General features: G+C 68.0%; 10 protein-coding genes and 1 pseudogene. 6 read left to right on the forward strand and 5 right to left on the reverse strand.

Annotation, left to right across the window (positions count from 1 at the left end):
• Positions 1–133 precede the first annotated feature (133 nt).
• Positions 134–3,883, reverse strand: a complete 3,750-nt coding sequence (locus tag ASF34_RS09085) for an AAA family ATPase (RefSeq protein WP_056160644.1) — start codon at positions 3,881–3,883, stop codon at positions 134–136.
• 670 nt (positions 3,884–4,553) lie between these two features.
• Here ASF34_RS09085 and ASF34_RS09090 point away from each other — a divergent pair.
• From ASF34_RS09090 to ASF34_RS09105, 4 genes are all read left to right on the forward strand, one after another.
• On the forward strand, positions 4,554–4,790 hold the full coding sequence (locus ASF34_RS09090; protein WP_018046058.1) for a hypothetical protein: 237 nt from the start codon (positions 4,554–4,556) through the stop codon (positions 4,788–4,790).
• Positions 4,791–4,846: 56 nt separating this feature from the next.
• Positions 4,847–5,224: a hypothetical protein gene (locus ASF34_RS09095; RefSeq protein ID WP_018046059.1), complete on the forward strand. Its 378-nt coding sequence runs from the start codon at positions 4,847–4,849 to the stop codon at positions 5,222–5,224.
• A gap of 338 nt (positions 5,225–5,562) precedes the next feature.
• Positions 5,563–9,099, forward strand: coding sequence for a hybrid sensor histidine kinase/response regulator (locus tag ASF34_RS09100; protein WP_056160646.1), 3,537 nt, complete (start codon positions 5,563–5,565; stop codon positions 9,097–9,099).
• Positions 9,100–9,302: 203 nt separating this feature from the next.
• The gene (locus ASF34_RS09105) at positions 9,303–10,640 is read left to right on the forward strand and encodes a calcium-binding protein (RefSeq protein ID WP_244478948.1); all 1,338 of its coding nucleotides are present in this window, start codon (positions 9,303–9,305) and stop codon (positions 10,638–10,640) included.
• An 85-nt stretch (positions 10,641–10,725) separates the two neighbouring features.
• Here ASF34_RS09105 and ASF34_RS09110 read toward each other — a convergent pair whose 3' ends face one another.
• The 3 genes from ASF34_RS09110 to ASF34_RS09120 all read right to left on the reverse strand — a co-directional run bounded on the left by ASF34_RS09110 (position 10,726) and on the right by ASF34_RS09120 (position 13,551).
• Positions 10,726–11,706, reverse strand: coding sequence for a catalase family peroxidase (locus ASF34_RS09110; RefSeq protein WP_056160647.1), 981 nt, complete (start codon positions 11,704–11,706; stop codon positions 10,726–10,728).
• A gap of 122 nt (positions 11,707–11,828) precedes the next feature.
• Positions 11,829–13,055 (reverse strand): exonuclease SbcCD subunit D, encoded by a 1,227-nt coding sequence (locus ASF34_RS09115; RefSeq protein WP_056160649.1) that lies wholly within the window; start codon positions 13,053–13,055, stop codon positions 11,829–11,831.
• A 109-nt stretch (positions 13,056–13,164) separates the two neighbouring features.
• On the reverse strand, positions 13,165–13,551 hold the full coding sequence (locus ASF34_RS09120; RefSeq protein WP_056160651.1) for a hypothetical protein: 387 nt from the start codon (positions 13,549–13,551) through the stop codon (positions 13,165–13,167).
• Between the two features lie 298 nt (positions 13,552–13,849).
• On the opposite strand from ASF34_RS09120, the gene ASF34_RS09125 reads away from it, so the two are divergent.
• The gene (locus ASF34_RS09125) at positions 13,850–14,818 is read left to right on the forward strand and encodes a L,D-transpeptidase (protein WP_156465680.1); all 969 of its coding nucleotides are present in this window, start codon (positions 13,850–13,852) and stop codon (positions 14,816–14,818) included.
• Between the two features lie 362 nt (positions 14,819–15,180).
• Here ASF34_RS09125 and ASF34_RS22730 read toward each other — a convergent pair whose 3' ends face one another.
• Positions 15,181–15,873: a hypothetical protein gene (locus ASF34_RS22730; protein ID WP_156465681.1), complete on the reverse strand. Its 693-nt coding sequence runs from the start codon at positions 15,871–15,873 to the stop codon at positions 15,181–15,183.
• A 443-nt stretch (positions 15,874–16,316) separates the two neighbouring features.
• On the opposite strand from ASF34_RS22730, the pseudogene ASF34_RS23755 reads away from it, so the two are divergent.
• Positions 16,317–16,724 (forward strand): annotated as a pseudogene (locus tag ASF34_RS23755) (hypothetical protein); the annotation flags it as partial.
• Between the last annotated feature and the right edge of the window lie 157 nt (positions 16,725–16,881).

The raw sequence follows: 16,881 nt of genomic DNA on the forward strand, positions 1-16,881 counted from the left end.
GCATTCACCATCGCCCCGCCTGAAAGCCGACCGGTCGTCTCGCTCTCCGACGTTGAGGATGGGTACCAGGCTCATCTCGATCACGGCGGCGCTCGTACCGGCCGGGTATGATCGGACCGGTTCCGAGACCGCCTCACCCCGCCCCCGCCTCCACGACACTCACCACGCTGCGGCCGTTGCCGCGCTTCTCCACGCGGACCTGCACGGCGATGCGCTCGATCATCGCCGCCACATGGGTGATGACGCCGACCTTGCGGCCGCGGCCCTGGAGCGTCTCCAGGGCGTCCACGGCGAGGTCGAGGGTTTCGGCGTCGAGGGAGCCGAAGCCCTCGTCGATGAAGAGCGTGTCGACGAAGGAATCGCGGCCCTCCAGGCCCGACAAAGCGAGGGCCAGCGCCAGGGAAACGAGGAAGCGCTCGCCGCCCGAGAGGCTGCGGGTGGCGCGCACCTCCTCGCCCATGTCGCGGTCGACCACGTGGAGGGAGAGGTTGGCCGGGTCGCCGCGCACCAGCCGGTAGCGCGGGCTGAGCGCCAGCAGGTGCTCGTTGGCGAGCCGGACCAGATGTTCCAGCGTCACCCCTTGGGCGAAGAGGCGGAACTTGACGCCGCTGGCCGAGCCCACGGCCTCGTTCACCGCCTCCCAGACGGCGTAATCGGCCCGCGCCCCGGCGATCGTCGCCTCCAACCCGGCCGCCCGCTCCCGCGCCGCGTCGTCCCGCTGGAGATCGGCCGTGATGGCGCCGAGCCCCTGTTGATGGGCGGTGATCGTCTCGGCGAGGCCGGAGGCCGCCGCTTGCGTGGCGGGAGCGTCGATCTCGGGCGCATCGAGGAGGAGGGCGAGGTCGGCCCGCCGGGTGGCGAGGGCGGTCTCCGCCTCGCGCGCTTCCGCCATGCGCGCATCGACGGCCTGGCGCAGGGAGGCGCGGATCTCCGGGGGCAGGGTCAGGGCCTCCCGCACCGCCTCGACGCCGCGCGGGGCGCAGGCGGCGAGGAACGCGACATCGGCCTCCTCGCGCTGGCGCCGGGCCGCGTCGCGGGCGGCGGCCCCGTGCTCGGCCGCCGTCACCGCCGAGGCGAGGGCGGCCTGGGCGGCGGCGCGGGCCTCTTCCGCCTGTTTCAGCGCGTCGCGGGCGCGCTTGCGCGCGTCGTTGATCCGGGTCCGGTGCGCGCCCGTCTCCTCGCCGCCGAGGAGGGGCGCACGTTCGGCCCGCAGCCCGGCGAGCTTGTCGGAGCGGGCCAGCGCCTCGCGTCCGGCCGCGTCGGCGGCGGCGCGGGTGAAGCCCAGGGCCTCGGCCGCGCCGGCGCGCCGCGAGGCGAGGGACTGGGCCTCGCGCTCGAGCTTTTCGCGATGCCGGTCGAGGGCACGGTGCGCGGCGGCGACCTCGGCCACGCGCTCGGCCGCACCGGCCCCGTCCCGCTCGAGATCGGCCAGCGACAGGCCGGCACCCGCCAGATAGGGCGCGATCTCGCGGCCGAGGGAGACGACCCGCTCCGTATGGCCCGAGACGCGGACCGTCTCGCCATTGGCGGTGAGTTCGGCCAGACGCAGGGCCTCGCGCTCGGCGGCGCGGGCGTGTTCCGCCGCCTCGATCTCACCGGCTCCCGCCTCGATCCGCGCGGCGAGGGCGTCGATCTCGGTGCGCAGGGTTCCGGCCCGCTCCAGGGCGGAGAGCAGCGGGGCGCGGTCGCGCTTCAGGGCCTCGACGAGGCCGGCGAGGGCGGGAGCCGTCTCGGCATCGAGCCGTTCCGGGATGGTCCCGTCCACCCCCGCTTCGCCCTGCGTGGCGAGGAGCTGCGGGCGCAGGTCGGCATAGGCAGCCGCCGCCCGACCCTGCGTCTCGCGCGCCGCCGCCACCACCTGTTCGGCATTGCGCGCCCGCGCGCCGGCGGTGGCGCCGGCCGAGGCGGCCTCTGCCAGGGCGTCCCGCGCGGCGGCGATGGCCGCGTCCTGCTCCGCGCGCTGGGCTTTCAGGGCCTCGGCCACGAGCCCCAGCCCATCCTGGTTCCGGGCATGCGGATGATCGGTGGCGCCGCAGACCGGGCAGGGCTGGTCCTCCACCAGCAGGCTGCGCAGATGCGCCGCCTGCTGCGAGACGGCCTCCTCCGCGAGCTCCGCCAGGGGGGCGACGGCCGCCCGCCGCTCCACGGCGCGGGCCTGCCGGGCGGCGGCCTCCTCCCCGGAGAGCCGCGCGGCCTCCTCGGCGCGGCGGGCGGCCTCGGCCTCCATCGAGGCGCGCTCCATGGCGAGGGAGGCCTCCGCGTGGCCGCGCGCCAGGGGCAACGCCTCGCGCAGGTGCTCGGCGAGGCGGTCGATGGTGCCCAGGCGCGCCCGCGCCGCGCCTTCGCCGATCTCGTCCAGGGCGGCGGCGAGGCCGGCCCGGTGCTCGGCCGCCTGCGTCCGCGCGGCCTTCGCCTGCGCGATCGCCCGGTCCCCCGTGGCGATCGCGGCCGAGCGGCGGGCGGCCTCGTCCGTGGCCGCGCGGAGAGTGGCCTTGGCCTCGGCCAGTTCCGCGCTCAGGGTCGCGCGCTTGGCAAAGAGCTGTTCGGCCTCCTCCGTCCGGCCGACGAGGAAGGCGCCGCCCGTATCGGCCGCGAACCGGGCGGCCACCTCGGCGCGCGCGGCCTCCGCCGCCGCGAGGCCGGCATCGAGCGCCTCCAGGGCTGTCCGCGCGTCCAGCGCCTTCGCCTCGGCGGCGGTCGCCGCCTCGGTGGCATGGGCGGATTCGGTGGCCGCCTCGGCGATCCGGGTGTCGAGCTCGGCCGCCCGCGTCCAGACCGGCCCGAACGCCTTGAACCCGATCTCCGACGCCTCGTCCGCCGTGGCGGCGGCGTCATGGGCCTCCCGCGCGGCCCCGGCCCGCGCTTCGGCCTCGCCGCGTGTCGTCAGTGCCAGTGCCAGGGCGGCTTCAGTGGCGGCGAGATCCCGCTCCGCTCGCGCCGCATTCCGCGCCGGTTCGCGCAGGGGCTCGACGGCGTCGAGTTCGGCCAGCCGCAGGCTGTCGGGCCGATGGGTCTCCAGGGCTTGCCGCGCGACGGTGAGGCGACTCTCGGCCGCCGAGACCAGGCCCCGTGTGTCGGCGATGCGCCGCGCATGGGCCAGCGACGCGTTCAGGTCCGCCAGTTGGCCGGAGAGCTCCGCCACCTCGGCCTGGAGACGCGCCCGCTCGGCGTGCTTCTCCGCCCGTGCCGCCTCGTCGAGGAGGCCGACGGCGTCGCGATGCGCCTCCAGCTCCTTCACCGCGGCGCGCTGCGCCTCGGCCCCGGCATGGATCCGCTTCGAGATCTCGGAATAGATCGCCGTGCCGGTGATCTTCTCCAAGAGTTCCGCGCGCTCGCCCTCGGCGGCGAGGAGGAAGGCGTCGAACTCCCCCTGCGCCAGCAGGACGGTGCGGCGGAACTGGTCGAAGGTGAGGTCGGTGAGCTCGCAGATCGCCGCGTCGACGAGGCCGGCCTTGCTGTCGCCGACGGAGCTCCCGTCCGCCAGCCGGGTGAGGGAGCGCGTCTTGTTCTGGAGACGGCCATTGGCCTTGCCCCGCGCCCGGTAGACCGACCACCGCGCGCAGTAGCCCTGCCCGTCCCGGCCGATGAAATCGACCTCGGCGAAACCCTCCGTCGCCCCCCGCCTCAGGATCGCCCGCTCGTCGCCGATGGTGATGGGATCGCCGCCGGGATCGGGCGCCCGCTCGCGCCCGCCGGTCGCCACGCGCGGATAGCGCCCGTAGAGGGCGAGGCAGAGGGCGTCGAGGATGGTGGACTTGCCCGCCCCCGTCTCGCCGGTGATGGCGAAGATGCCGGTGGCGCCGATGGGGCCGCCGGACAGGTCGACGGAGAAGGGAGCCGCGAGGCTCGCGAGGTTCTCGCCGCGGATCGCCAGGATGCGCAAGGGTCGTGGCCTCGTCTCAAGAAATCGGGGGGATGCGGGGACGAGTGTCATAGCCCAGGATGACGGGCGGACGAGGGCGATGCAGTCGCCGCGCAACGATGTCCACACGCGGCGGCATGGCGGCAGGGCTTCGAACTCGGGTTAGTCGGGTTCGGTATGACAACGAGCAGGCCACGTCGTCATTCCGGGTCCGCATCGCGGAGCCCGGAATCCAGAGCCGCTCCGTGGGCTCGATAGGGCACCCCCGGCGGATCTGGATTGCACGCCTCTGGCGCGGCCCTCCGAGTCCGGGCTCGCCTTCGGTGCCCCGGAATGACGGCGCGGATGTCACAATCGGTGTGAACGGTCCCGCAGATCGGCTGGCATCGACCCGAATTCGGAGCCCCTGGGATGGCGGGCACCCATCGTCGCTCATCTTGAATTCGCCCCCTCTGAGAATGCCGGGAGAAAACGAGAGGTCTCTTCGGAGGAGATCAAAGAGATCGAAGAGTGCGGCGTCTGCCTCGTGGCGCGCTTGGAAGCTTTTCGGCGCCTGTCATGAGGCCACATCTCTCGACCTTATCGCTGACGACCCGTCCGCAATTCACCCAACCCAGCCGTAGAACGGACAGGCGGGTCCCGACGCAATTCAGACCTTGACCCCACACCACTCTCAGCGCCCTTGATGGTGATGACTCACGAACTCTTCCGCGTAATCCGCCTGCTCGAACGGGATCAGGTCCACTATCGTCTCGACCGTCATCGCGACGACAGCATCATGGTCACGGCGACCCTGGTGGGCGAGCGGATCGAAATCGACGTGTTCGAGGACGGGCACATCGAATACTCTCGCTTCCACGGGAACGAGGATGTGGAGGGCGACGTCCCCCTACTCGAAGCGCTGCTGTGCGAGGGCGGCAAGGGGTAATGAACAGCCGCTACCGACCCATTGCGGACGTAGGCACTTCGCCTGAAACTGCTCGCATGGCCGAGCAGTCGAAACCTCCCGTCAATGCCGTGGTGCGCGTTCCAGCCGTCACTATCTCCCGAACGTCGATGGAGGCGACAGTAGGCCCCCTTGATCGGTTCGAGGCATCCAAGGTGAGCGGCTTCAACTACGCTCAGATCGGCACGTCCGAAGACTGCGCATGGTCAGACGTGCTCGCTCTCATTGAACGGGTCGGTCCAGCATTGCTGGGGCACGTCGAGCGCGGAGAGGTTGGGCGGCCGTCCCTAGACGTTGCCTTCTTCGTCCAGGAGGATCGCGTGACTGCTTCGTTGCTCGTGCCGAACGACGTGGTGGCAGCGATTGGTCGCTTCGGTTTTGACCTAGAAGCGTCGGCCTATCTCGCGAGTGACTGACGACCGCTTTCCCACTCTTCTCGGACGTTCAGGGATGAGTACCAAGCGTCGAATGTCCACCGCTCGGAATCGGAACGGGAGCGTGGGGGCGATCCTTCAAGACGACATGTCGAACGGAGAGACTGACCGGCGGACGCCTCGACTTTGACATCGCACACCGGCTCGTGTCATCGGGCCGCGATGTCGATGCCGGGCCGTCCCACCGGTGAGGCGGGCTCTTGCGGGGAACGGCGGGTCGACCTTGGCCGTTGGCAGGGACGTCGGTCCTGTGCGGGCGCGCGATCCGATCCCGCGTCGCGCCATCCCGCATCGACCCTCGCGACGGAGAAAGAGTGGCAGTGAGTGTCCTCGTGAACGGGGGCGAGTGTGGTGCGCTGATCGAGGCCATCGATTGGTCCGCGACTCCCCTCGGACCCTTCGCCTCCTGGCCCGCGTCCCTTCGCACGCTGACGGGGATGATGGTCGCCGCGCGCCAGCCCATGTTCGTCACCTGGGGGCCGGGGCAGGTCGTCCTCTACAACGACGCCTATGCCCGGCTCATGGGCGCCAAGCATCCGGCCGCCATGGGGCGGCCCATCGCGGAGGTCTGGTCCGACATCTGGAGCGACCTCGCCCCCATCGTGGCCGATGCCTATGCGGGACACTCCATCCAGATGGACGACGTCGCCTTCGTCATGGAGCGCAACGGCTTTCCCGAGGAGACGCATTTCGCCTTCTCCTACACGCCGGTGCGGGAGGAGGACGGCACCGTCGCCGGCTTCTTCTGCGCCTGCACCGAGACCACCGGCCGGATCGGTGCCGAGAGCCGGCTGCGGCAGAGCGAGGCCGAGGTCCGGGGCGTCCTCGACGGGATGGGCGAGGGTTTCCTCCTGCTCGACCACGATTTCCGGGTCCGCCGCATCAACGCGGAGGGCCTTCGCCTCGACGGGCGCCCCTCCGAGGTGATCCTCGGCCGTCACCTCCTCGACGTGTGGCCGGATGCCGAGCGGATGCCGACCTGGCCGCTCTACCGCCGCGCCATGGCGGAACGCGCCTCGGCCGAACTCACCTACCGCCACAGCTCGACGCAGCGGGACATCTGGATCGAGGTCAGGGTCTATCCCTCCGGCAGCGGCCTCTCGGTGTTCTACCGGGACGTCAGCGGGCGCCGGGCGGCGGAGGAGGCCCTGCGCGAGCGCGAGGAGCGCCTGCGCCTCGTCATGGAGGGCGCGCGCGATCACGTGGTCCTCACCATGAACCCGCAGGGGATCATCACGAGCTGGTCGGCGGGCGCCGTCGAGGTGCTGGGCTGGACAGCCGCCGACGCGCTGGGCCGTGACGGAGCGATGATCTTCACAGCCGAGGACCGGGCCGCCGGCATCGATGCGGCGGAACTCGCCGAGGCGGTGAACCAGGGCCGCGCCGATTCGGAGCGCTGGCACCGGCGCGCGGACGGGATGCCGGTGTTCCTCGCCGGCTCCCTCCACCGCCTGCCGCCGGACCTGCAGGGCCGCTCGCCCGGCTTCCTCCGGATCGCGCGGGACGAGACCCAGCGCAGGGCGCAGGCCGAGGCGCTGACGGAGAGCGAGGCGCGGTTCCGCAACATGGCCGACCACGCCCCCGTGATGATGTGGGTGACGATTCCCGACGGGTCCTGCATCTACCTCAACCGGCGCTGGTACGAGTTCACCGGGCAGACCGAGGCGGAGGCCCTCGGCCTCGGCTGGACCAAGGCGACGCATCCCGACGACGAGGGGCTGGCGGCGGACACGTTCCTCGCCGCCAATGCCGCGCACGAGCCCTTCCGGGTGGAGTACCGCCTGCGCCGGGCCGACGGCACCTATCGCTGGGCCATCGACGCCGCGACCCCGCGCTTCGGCACCGAGGGCGAGTTCCTCGGCTATGTCGGCTCGGTCATCGACATCGACGAGCGCCGGGAGGCGGAGGAGCGCCTGCGCCAGAGCGAGGGGCGCTTCCAGGCCATCGCCGATTCCATCGACCAGATGGTGTGGTCGACCCTGCCGGACGGGCACCACGATTACTTCAACCAGCGCTGGTACGATTACACCGGGGTGCCTGCGGGCTCCACCGACGGCGCGGGCTGGAACGGCATCTTCCACCCCGACGACCGGGACAAGGCCTGGACGGTCTGGCGCCATAGCCTGGAGACGGGCGAGCCCTACCATATCGAGTATCGCCTGCGGCACCGCTCCGGGCAGTACCGCTGGGTGCTGGGGCGGGCGCAGCCCGTGCGCGACACAGACGGGCGGATCGTGCGCTGGTTCGGCACCTGCACCGAAATCCAGGAGATCGTGGAGGCCCGCGAGGTCCTGGCCCGCTCGCGGGCCGAGCTCGAGCGCGAGATCGCCGAGCGCATCAAGGAGCGCGACCGCATCTGGACGCTGATCCCCGACCTCCTGATGTCGGGCACCCTCGACGGCCGCCTCCTCAACGTGAACCCGGCCTGGACCGAGGTGCTCGGCTACGACGAGGCGACCCTGCTGGCGACGCCGTTCTGGGAGATCATCCACCCCGATTTCCTCCCCCACAGCGCGGAGGCGGTGGAGGCGATGCGGCAGGGCCGCACCGTACGGCACCAGAACCGGGTCCGCACGGCGAGCGGCGACTATCGCTGGTTCGATTGGGTCAGCGCGCCCGTGGGCGAGGTATTCTACGCGGTGGCCCGCGACATCACCGACGAGAAGGCCCGCGAGGCGGCCCTCGCCCAGACCCAGGAGGCCCTGCGCCAGTCGCAGAAGATGGAGGCGGTGGGCCAGCTCACCGGCGGCATCGCCCACGATTTCAACAACCTGCTCACCGGCATTTCCGGCAGTCTCGAATTGCTGCAGACCCGGATGGCGCAGGGGCGGCTGACCGAACTCGACCGCTACATCAACGCGGCGCAGGGCGCCTCGCGCCGGGCGGCGGCCCTCACCCATCGGCTCCTCGCCTTCTCGCGGCGCCAGACCCTGGACCCGAAACCCACCAACGTGAACGCCCTGGTGGCGGGGATGGAGGAACTGATCCGCCGCACGGTCGGCCCGGCGGTGACGATCGAGGTGGTGGGCTCCGCCGGTCTGTGGCCGGCTTTGGTGGACCCCAACCAGCTCGAGAACGCGTTGCTGAACCTCTGCATCAACGCCCGCGACGCCATGCCGGATGGCGGACGCCTCACCATCGAGACCGCCAACAAGTGGCTCGACGGGCATGCCGCCCGCGAACGCAACCTCGAACCCGGCCAGTACCTCTCCCTCTGCGTCAGCGACAACGGCACCGGCATGACCCCGGAGGTGATCGCCCGCGCCTTCGATCCGTTCTTCACGACGAAGCCGCTCGGCGAGGGCACCGGCCTCGGCCTGTCGATGATCTACGGCTTCGTGCGGCAATCGGGCGGCGAGGTGCGGATCTATTCCGAACTCGGCGAGGGCACGACCATGTGCCTCTACCTGCCGCGCCATTACGGCGAGGCCTCGGAGGTGGACGAGGCCGGCGCCTTCGCCGCCGCGCCGCGCGCGCAACGGGGCGAGACCGTGCTCATCGTCGACGACGAGCCCACCGTGCGCATGCTCGTCACCGAGGTGCTGGAGGAGCTCGGCTACACCGCCATCGAGGCAGCCGACGGCGCCTCCGGCCTCAAGGTGCTGCAATCTGACGTGCGCATCGACCTCCTCGTCACCGATGTCGGCCTGCCCGGCGGCATGAACGGCCGCCAGATGGCCGACGCGGCGCGGGTGGCCCGACCCGACCTCAAGATCCTGTTCATCACCGGCTATGCCGAGAACGCCGTGGTGGGCAACGGGCATCTCGAGCCCGGCATGCAGGTGCTGACCAAGCCCTTCGTCATGGAAGCGCTGGCCGGCCGGATCAAGGACATGATCGCCTCCGGCCAGGGCTGACCTCGGCTCCCAAACCCTCGTCTCCCCTCGGGGCGGCCCGGCGCGAGGCGGCGGCGGTCCTCTCCTGCCCGTGGGAGACCGGCTCTTCGTTCCGGAGCGCTTTATCTCGGTAGCACGAGAAAAGGGCATAACTGTATTTTAAAAACTTCCCACTATATCGAATTAGCACAGTTTAATGCCGAACCTGTTCTGATGAGATAAAGATGGCTGAGTTTCGTTATACGTTGGGCAAAAACTACAACCCCAACAGTTATGTATTAGGATATCAGGAATCCATCAACTTGGGGGCCACATCGCTCGATTTCGGCCCCGGTACGTCGGTCGAGGGATTTGAGGACAGTGGAATCCAATTAGTCTATGCCGTAAATGGTTCGAATATCGCGCCCGAGTTCCAGGTTTTCCCCCTGACGACCCAGATAGTCGGCCTCTACGGTGATTCCAGCGACTTCGATGGCGTCACGCGGGTCACCGGCGGGGATTTCGGTGACGTGTTCCGCACGGGCGACGGCGACGACGTCCTGAAGGGCGGCGGCGGCAACGATACCCTGGAGGGCGGTCGCGGCACCAACACCTTCGACGGCGGAGCCGGCACGAACACCCTGAGCTACGAGCATTTCGATACGTCCGCTGGTTCGTTCGGAATGATCATCGACTTATCGACCGGCCAGGCCACCGATTGGTCGACTGGCACAGCCGTTGTCGATACGTTCTCGAATATCTCCAATGTTCGAGGATCAGTGCGTAAAGATGGCATAACTGGTGACGATAACGGCAACGTCATAGAAGGCGGCGCGGGGGATGATGAACTGGTCGGCGGCGGTGGCGTCGATACGCTGAGCTATGCGCATTCGGGCCGGAGCGTGAATATCGATCTCGTTCGAGAATTCGGTATTGGAGGCGACGCGGAGGACGATCGATTTACATCGTTCGAGAACGTCATCGGCAGTACGTTCGGCGATACCCTCTACGGAGACGGCGGCGCCAATACGTTGAACGGCAATGGCGGCAGTGACGAATTGTACGGGCGGGATGGCAACGATCGCCTCGTCATCGGCGACTCGCCCGTGAAGGTGGAGGGCGGCGAGGGGACGGACCTGCTCTTCATTCTCAAGGACAGCACCGTCGAGCTCAACGTCGAATCGTTCTCCGTCGATGCCAGTATCGAGAAGGTCTATGTCCGCGACGGGGCGYACCTCAGCATGTCGGGTGTGGCGGTCGGYACGAAGCTCTATTCCCAGAGCCAGACCGGCGGCAACGCGACGATCATCGGCACGGACGGCGCCGACCGCATCCAGGCCGGAAAGGGCGACGACGGCATCACCGGCGGCAAGGGCGGCGATCGATGGCCGCGACGTCATCCGCAAGTTCGACGCGCTCAACGACAAGATCGACCTCAGCAGCCTCGGTGGCGACACGGGTGGCCTGGACGTCCGGTCGTTCCACGGCGGCGACAGCACGCTCATCACCCTGACCCACGAATCCGGACCGACCGACAARATCATCYTGATCGACGTCGGGTTCGGCGCCCTGTCGGAGGGTAGCTTCATCCTCTGACGGCCGCACGATGATCCCGCCTGTCCGGTCGCGGGATCTCCTCGCGACCGGACAGGCGGGTCGAGCGTCTCTTTATTGCGCGCGGCGCGACAGCGACACGGCGTAGGCCGGGGAGCGGATCGCGAACATCGGGTCGTCGGCCGGGCCGGCGATGCCGGCGGGGAGGTCCACCACCGGATCGAAGGTGGCCGCGTCGCAGGTGGCGTCGGGCTCGAGAGCCGTGATGGCGAGGGTGCCGAGCGTCGTGCTCTTGCGGTTCTCCTCGGGCCACAGAGCGGTCGGGTCGGCGGTGGGGTCGCCGGCCTCGCCGTGGATCGCCACCAGGGAGAAGCTGGCCGGCCCCTTGGCCAGGCGCTCCTTCAGCTCATCGGCATAGAAGCTGTCGGGCTTGGCCTTCAGCTCCTCGTCGGTGAGGCCGAGCTGGCCCGCATCCGCCACGGTCTTCAGCTTGACCACCTTGGCCTCGCCCTTGGCGTTGGTGAGCGTATAGGCATGGACGCCCCAGTAATCGACGCCGGCAAAGCTCGCCGGGACCGGGCGCGCATTGAGCCAGGCCGCCTGTTTCGTGGTCTCCGGGTTGGCGGCGGCGAAGGCCTTGACCTTCTCGGCATCGGGTTTGCCGTCGGGGCCGGGCGCGCGGACGGAGACGAAATCGAACAGCTGCTGGGGCGTCCGCGCCGAGAAGACCGGCGCGGAAATGATGACGAGGACGAGGTCGCCCGCCGGGTCGCGCAGGCGCAGGGCGAAGCCCCGCGTCACCGGCTTGGCCTTGTCCGAGATGCCCGGGTTGCTGCCGCCCATGGAGAAGCGCGCGGTCACCGGCACGGTCTTGGCGAAATGCGGTGCCTTCGACAGCCCCGCCGCCTCGGCCGAGGGGGTGAACTGCCCGGTGAGGCAGACGCCCTTGGCGCCGCTGGCGCGCACGCCGGGCTTGTTGCCGCCGGCCACGAACTGGCCGTTGACGATGGCGGCGGCATCCGCCTCCTCGGCCCGGACCGGAGCTGCGAGGGCGAGCGCCATGGCGCAGCCGGTGGCGACGATCGAGACTTTCATGGCGCTGTTTCCCCCGGCGCCCGGCTCGCATCGGCATGGGCCGGCGAATCTCGATGGCGCACAATCGAATTGTAATACCTACAGGGTAACGGGCGCGTGACAAGAGACCGGTGCGGCGGGCTTCAGCCTTCGGCCTCGGCCCGGACGCGGTGGAACACCTCCAGATGCGCCGGCTCCGGCGGCGCGCCCCGCACGCGGGCGAAGGCGAGGCGGAAGAGGTCCTCCGGGTCGCGTTCGGAGAGGCGCACGAGGGGCGCCGCCTCGACGGCCTCCGCCACCGGATCGGCGGCGGGCGCCACGCGGGTGTCGACGATGCGCACGGGAAAGCCGTCCGCGATCCGGTCGACCTCGGCCCGGTGGCCCGGCCCCAGCCCCTCGCGGGCGAGGCGGACCTGGATGTAGGGCCGCTCCTCCATCGGCAGGGCCGGGTCGAGGTCGAGGGCCTTGAGATGGTCGGCGAGGTCGGAGAGCCGCATGTCGCCGCGCGGCGGTAGGCGCAGGAACGGGACCGGGCGCGGGATCGGGATGTGCTCCACCCGCGCCGGTCCGTCGCCCAGGGTCACGAGGCTGACCCCGTGGATGTAGGGCTGCTCGGTGGCCGAGAGCGGGATCAGCGAGCCGGAATAGCGCACCATCCCGCCGCCGATGGTCTGGGCCTTGTGGAGATGGCCCAGCGCCACGTAATCGGCCTCCGCCGGAAACACGTCCGGCGGCACGGCGTGTTCGCCGCCGACCAGGATGCGGCGCTCGGCCCCCTCCGATTCGGTCCCCCCGGCCACGTGCAGATGCCCGGTGAGGAGGAGCGGCAGGCCGCAGAGATGCGGCGTCGCCGCCTCCATCACCTGGGCGTAGAGGGCGCGCACGGCCCGGACGATGGGCGATCCCTCCTCCCGGCGCAGGGGGGGCAGGCAGGCGGCGGTGGGATAGGACACCGCCAGGATCTGGGCCGCCACGTCGCCGTTCCTCAGGACCGGCACGAGATGACGCTCGATGGACACGGCGCCGTCGCGGCGGCGGACATTGCCGATGACCCGGACCCCGATGGCCTCGAGGATCGGGCTCGGCGCTTCGAGGCGCCCGGCCGCGTCGTGGTTGCCGGCGGTGAGCACGATGGTCATGGCGGGGCGCGCCCGGTGCAGGCGCACCAGCACGTCGTAGAGCAGCGCCTGCGCCTCCCCCGACGGGTTCTGGCTGTCGTAGACGTCGCCGGCCACCACGAGGGCGTCGACCTCGTGGCCGACGACGATGGCTTCGAGATGGGCCAGCGCCCGCGCATGCTCGTGGGCGCGGGAATAGCCGCGCAGGGACTGCCCGATATGCCAGTCGCCGGTATGCAGCACGCGGATCACGTCATCGCTCCCACCTCGCCCGGACATCGCCCGTGCGGGCCGGGGCCTTGTAGCGCGCCGCCGCCACCGGTCCTACCCGGCGGCCCGCCTCGGCTTGTCACAGAGAGGCTTAACGGCAGACGGTCACGGTCTTGACCACCCAGCCTTCGCCCGCCTGCCACAGCTTGCGGCGGCTGCGCCCGCACCGGAGCTCGTCCGGCTCGGCCGAGGTCCAGGTGACGGCGGGCGCCTCCGTCGACGGGGACTCGTCGGCGGCGGCCTCCTTGGCGGGGGATCCGGCGGCGGGCGCCGTCTTGGCCTTGCCCGTGTTGGCCTTGACCGTCCGCGACCGCTTGGCGGCCGTCTTCCGGGAAGAGTCGACGGCCTTCGCCTTGGCCGTCGACCACGAGGGGACCGGCTTCGGGCCGGCCATGGCCGGGCCGGGCCCGGCGACGAGAAGCCCGAGGGCGAGCGTCAGGGCGGACGCGCCAGAGCGTGCGAACGAAGAGATCGGCACAGGATTCGTCCGTCTTCCAAGGATTCGATGGTGTTGAAATACAGAGACCTATGTCGATGCGAACAGAGGTTTTTGCAATCGCAAGACTCGATGAAATCCCGACATCTCCCGCTCATTCTCGCGCCATGATGAAAGGTCCGTCGCCGGGCCGGCCTCGTGCCTGCCCGGCGACCCCACCCGGCCGCAATGCTGATGAGCGACGGGCCGGCGTGACGCCGGCCCCCGGGCTTGCTAAGTCACCGCACGATCTTGGCTTTAGTCCTCGCGCCCTGGCGAGGGGCCCATCCTCGAGTACCCCATGTCCGAACGCTCCGAGCCTGAACACACCGAGTCCGAACGCTTCATCTCCGACCCCCCCGTTCTCCCCGTCAGCCGGCGGACCCTGCTCAGCGGCGCGGGCGCGGCCCTGGTCCTGATCGGTTCTCCGCTCGCCGCCCTCGCCCAGGTCCGCGGCCGGCTCTCCATCGAGGCGGAGGACGGTTACGGCCCCTATGACGACGACCGTCTCTACCGGGACGAGGCCGGGCGGCTCTACCGCCGGCGGGGCGGGCGCTACGAGCCCTATGGCGAGCGCACGGCCGCCCCGCGCTTCGAGGACGATCCCGACGCGGACCCCTATGCCGATCCCAATGCCCGCCGCCGGGCGCAGCAGCCGCCGCCGGCCAACCAGGGCAACGCGGTGGCGCGTCCGGTGGATGACGGGCCGATCGACTACGCCAAGGCCTATGCGGCGATCACCGACGAGCCGTTCCCGGTCCATGCCTTCAACTGGCGCAAGGCGAACCCGGTCTTCCTGCGCCAGGAGATCGCCTATACCGGCCGCGAGCCCCCCGGCACCATCGTGGTCGATCCGCGCGCGCACCACCTCACCCTGGTCCAGCCCAATGGCCGGGCGCGGCGCTACGGCGTCGGCGTCGGCAAGCAGGGTTTTTCCTGGTCGGGCGTCTCGACGGTGAATTCCAAGCAGATGTGGCCGGACTGGTATCCGCCCAAGGAGATGATCGCCCGCACGCCCAAGCTCGCCCGCTCGGTGACCCAGCTCCAGAGCGGCCTCGGCGTTCCCGGCGGCTCCCGCAACCCGCTCGGTGCGCGGGCGCATTACCTGTGGCAGGACAACAAGGACACGCTCTACCGCATCCACGGCACCCTGGAGCCCGAATCCATCGGGCTCAGCGTCTCGTCCGGCTGCATCCGCATGATCAACCAGGACGTGATCGACCTCTACGGCCGCGTCGAGATCGGCACCCGCGTCGTCGTGCTGACCTGAGGTCGCCCGTCCCCGGCGGGCACGGCCCGCCGGGTTCTCTTTTCGCGATGGCGTGAATCCGGGCAGATAGGGCGATCCCTGGAAAGCACCTCGGGACGACGCAAAGCCTCGGGCAAACACGTCGAACGGCTCACGGCAATTCCGCACGCGTATCGCGTGCTCGAACGGATTCCGGGCGAATGACTCCGCCCGGTGATGCCATGGCGACGCCGGAACCGGTGGTGGAACTCCGACGCTTGGGACCCGCCGAACGTCCAAGTTGGGTGGCGACCCGTCCTTGGTTCTCGATTCCAAAGCGGACGTATCATCTCAGACCCATCTGCATTGTCTGCGAATAGCGCTGCGGCACTTAAAAGCAATTACTATGACTTCGCAGCCGGGCTTGGTCTGGGCCGCGATATAGGAGGGAGCTTTGGGATTGGACGCGGGGGAGGCGTAGCATTATCAGAGGGCGGCGATTGTATAAGTGTAGTTGAGTTGAGATCGCTTGTGTCCCCCGAGAGGTCTTGCTCAGCAGATACTATTGACTTTAGCGCTTTTTTAAAATCAGCGGTGTCTGTTGTTAGTACGTTAAAAAATTCTGAAAGATCACGAAAATCTTTCTCCTCTACGTCATTCCAATTTTTTGTCCCCTCTGAAGAAATCACTTCTAGATAATTATCTTTCGGATTAGATTGTAAAGAAAGACATTTGATGCAGGCTCCCTCATCTAGGAAGTTTTTAAAAACGAAAACAACGAGCAATGCTCCCCAGTGTTTGGCCTGAGGTTGTAGTTCATTGAACAGCCGTTTTCGATTTAATGTCGACCACTTGTTTCTGAATTTAACCTCTACTAAATGAACGGAATTCATATCCATAGAAGCAATTATATAATCAGGCATAGTTCTGATAATCTTAGGTAAGCGAAGTTCTTTATACTTTTCCTTATCTAGAGTTACAACTTCGCGCAGTGTTTCTTCTATGCCAAACGGAATAACTCTATATCGCCAATGCGAGAATACTGCTTTGACAACGGCCTGCGCTAAGCTGCCTTTTAGCCGCGATTCAATCTTCATTGTAATCTGCCATTTCATAAAATAAAAATATTTTACTTGATTGAGAAAGACTAGGAGCGCGTCTCGCTATATCTATAATATTGGATTCCCGCGATCGATCTAGCCAAAACCGAATCGTTGCATAACGATCCGTTACAACTTCAAGTCGCTGCCTCACCGGCCAGCCAGCGAGCGGACGTTCCCTACTTCGGTAATGGGTCCCGATCGCACCCAGTCCCTGGGTTCCACCCGTCAGATTTCGACCGAGAGAGACGTGCCGGATCATCCGGCCTCGTCCTTAATAGTTCTCTTCAATTGTTCGGCTGCATCATCGACAGGGTGCTTATCGGTACATTTGCCGATGCGGAGAAAGTCTGCTTTCTAATCCCCCTCGGCGATCAATAGCGTTCACGCCAATTGTTGCGTCTGGCTATGTTCTAGAGTTTTATTGCCTGGGGGATTCTATGCCTGTCGTTCATTATACGCGCGGACCCGTATTCGATTCGGAGCGTTACAGTTTTGTGTATATTGACGGTCAAATCTACGATTCGAGCACGTCGTCTTACAGTTATATCGCGAATTGGACACCCAGGCACGATGCTCCTTTCAATGGAGCTTTAGTGAACGAGGATACCGGCGCGAGATACGATCACAAATTCTATTATTGGGAATTGAGTTATCTCATCGACTTTTCCGACAACAAAGGCTCTGTTTTCCTGCAGGGGCACGTGTTCGACGACATCCTTCGCGGCGGGTCCGGTGCGGACACCCTTCTCGGCCTCGACGGCAATGACGTTCTCGAAGGGGGGAGGGGCCAGAATCGCCTGGACGGTGGGGGCGGCAACGACACCCTGCGCAGCACCGGTGAGGCGGATACGCTCCTGGGCGGGGATGGCAACGATCGTCTCGTCCTTCACCGCGCCGGAGCGGCCGTCGATGGCGGCGCGGGCAACGACAAGCTGTTCCTGCAGGGAGCGGACGCGTTCAGCTTCACCGACGACACGTTCAGGAGCATCGAGGCCGTCCATG

The sequence above is a fragment of the Methylobacterium sp. Leaf106 genome (assembly GCF_001422895.1).
Taxonomy (GTDB): Bacteria; Pseudomonadota; Alphaproteobacteria; order Rhizobiales; family Beijerinckiaceae; genus Methylobacterium; species Methylobacterium bullatum.

Excerpts from the sequence above, each read along its gene's own strand:
- ASF34_RS09110 (WP_056160647.1), bottom strand. The coding sequence starts at position 11,706 with ATGAAAGTCTCGATCGTCGCCACCGGCTGCGCCATGGCGCTCGCCCTC.
- ASF34_RS09095 (WP_018046059.1), top strand. The coding sequence starts at position 4,847 with ATGGCCGAGCAGTCGAAACCTCCCGTCAATGCCGTGGTGCGCGTTCCA.
- ASF34_RS09125 (WP_156465680.1), top strand. The coding sequence starts at position 13,850 with ATGTCCGAACGCTCCGAGCCTGAACACACCGAGTCCGAACGCTTCATC.
- ASF34_RS09090 (WP_018046058.1), top strand. The coding sequence starts at position 4,554 with ATGACTCACGAACTCTTCCGCGTAATCCGCCTGCTCGAACGGGATCAG.
- ASF34_RS22730 (WP_156465681.1), bottom strand. The coding sequence starts at position 15,873 with ATGAAGATTGAATCGCGGCTAAAAGGCAGCTTAGCGCAGGCCGTTGTC.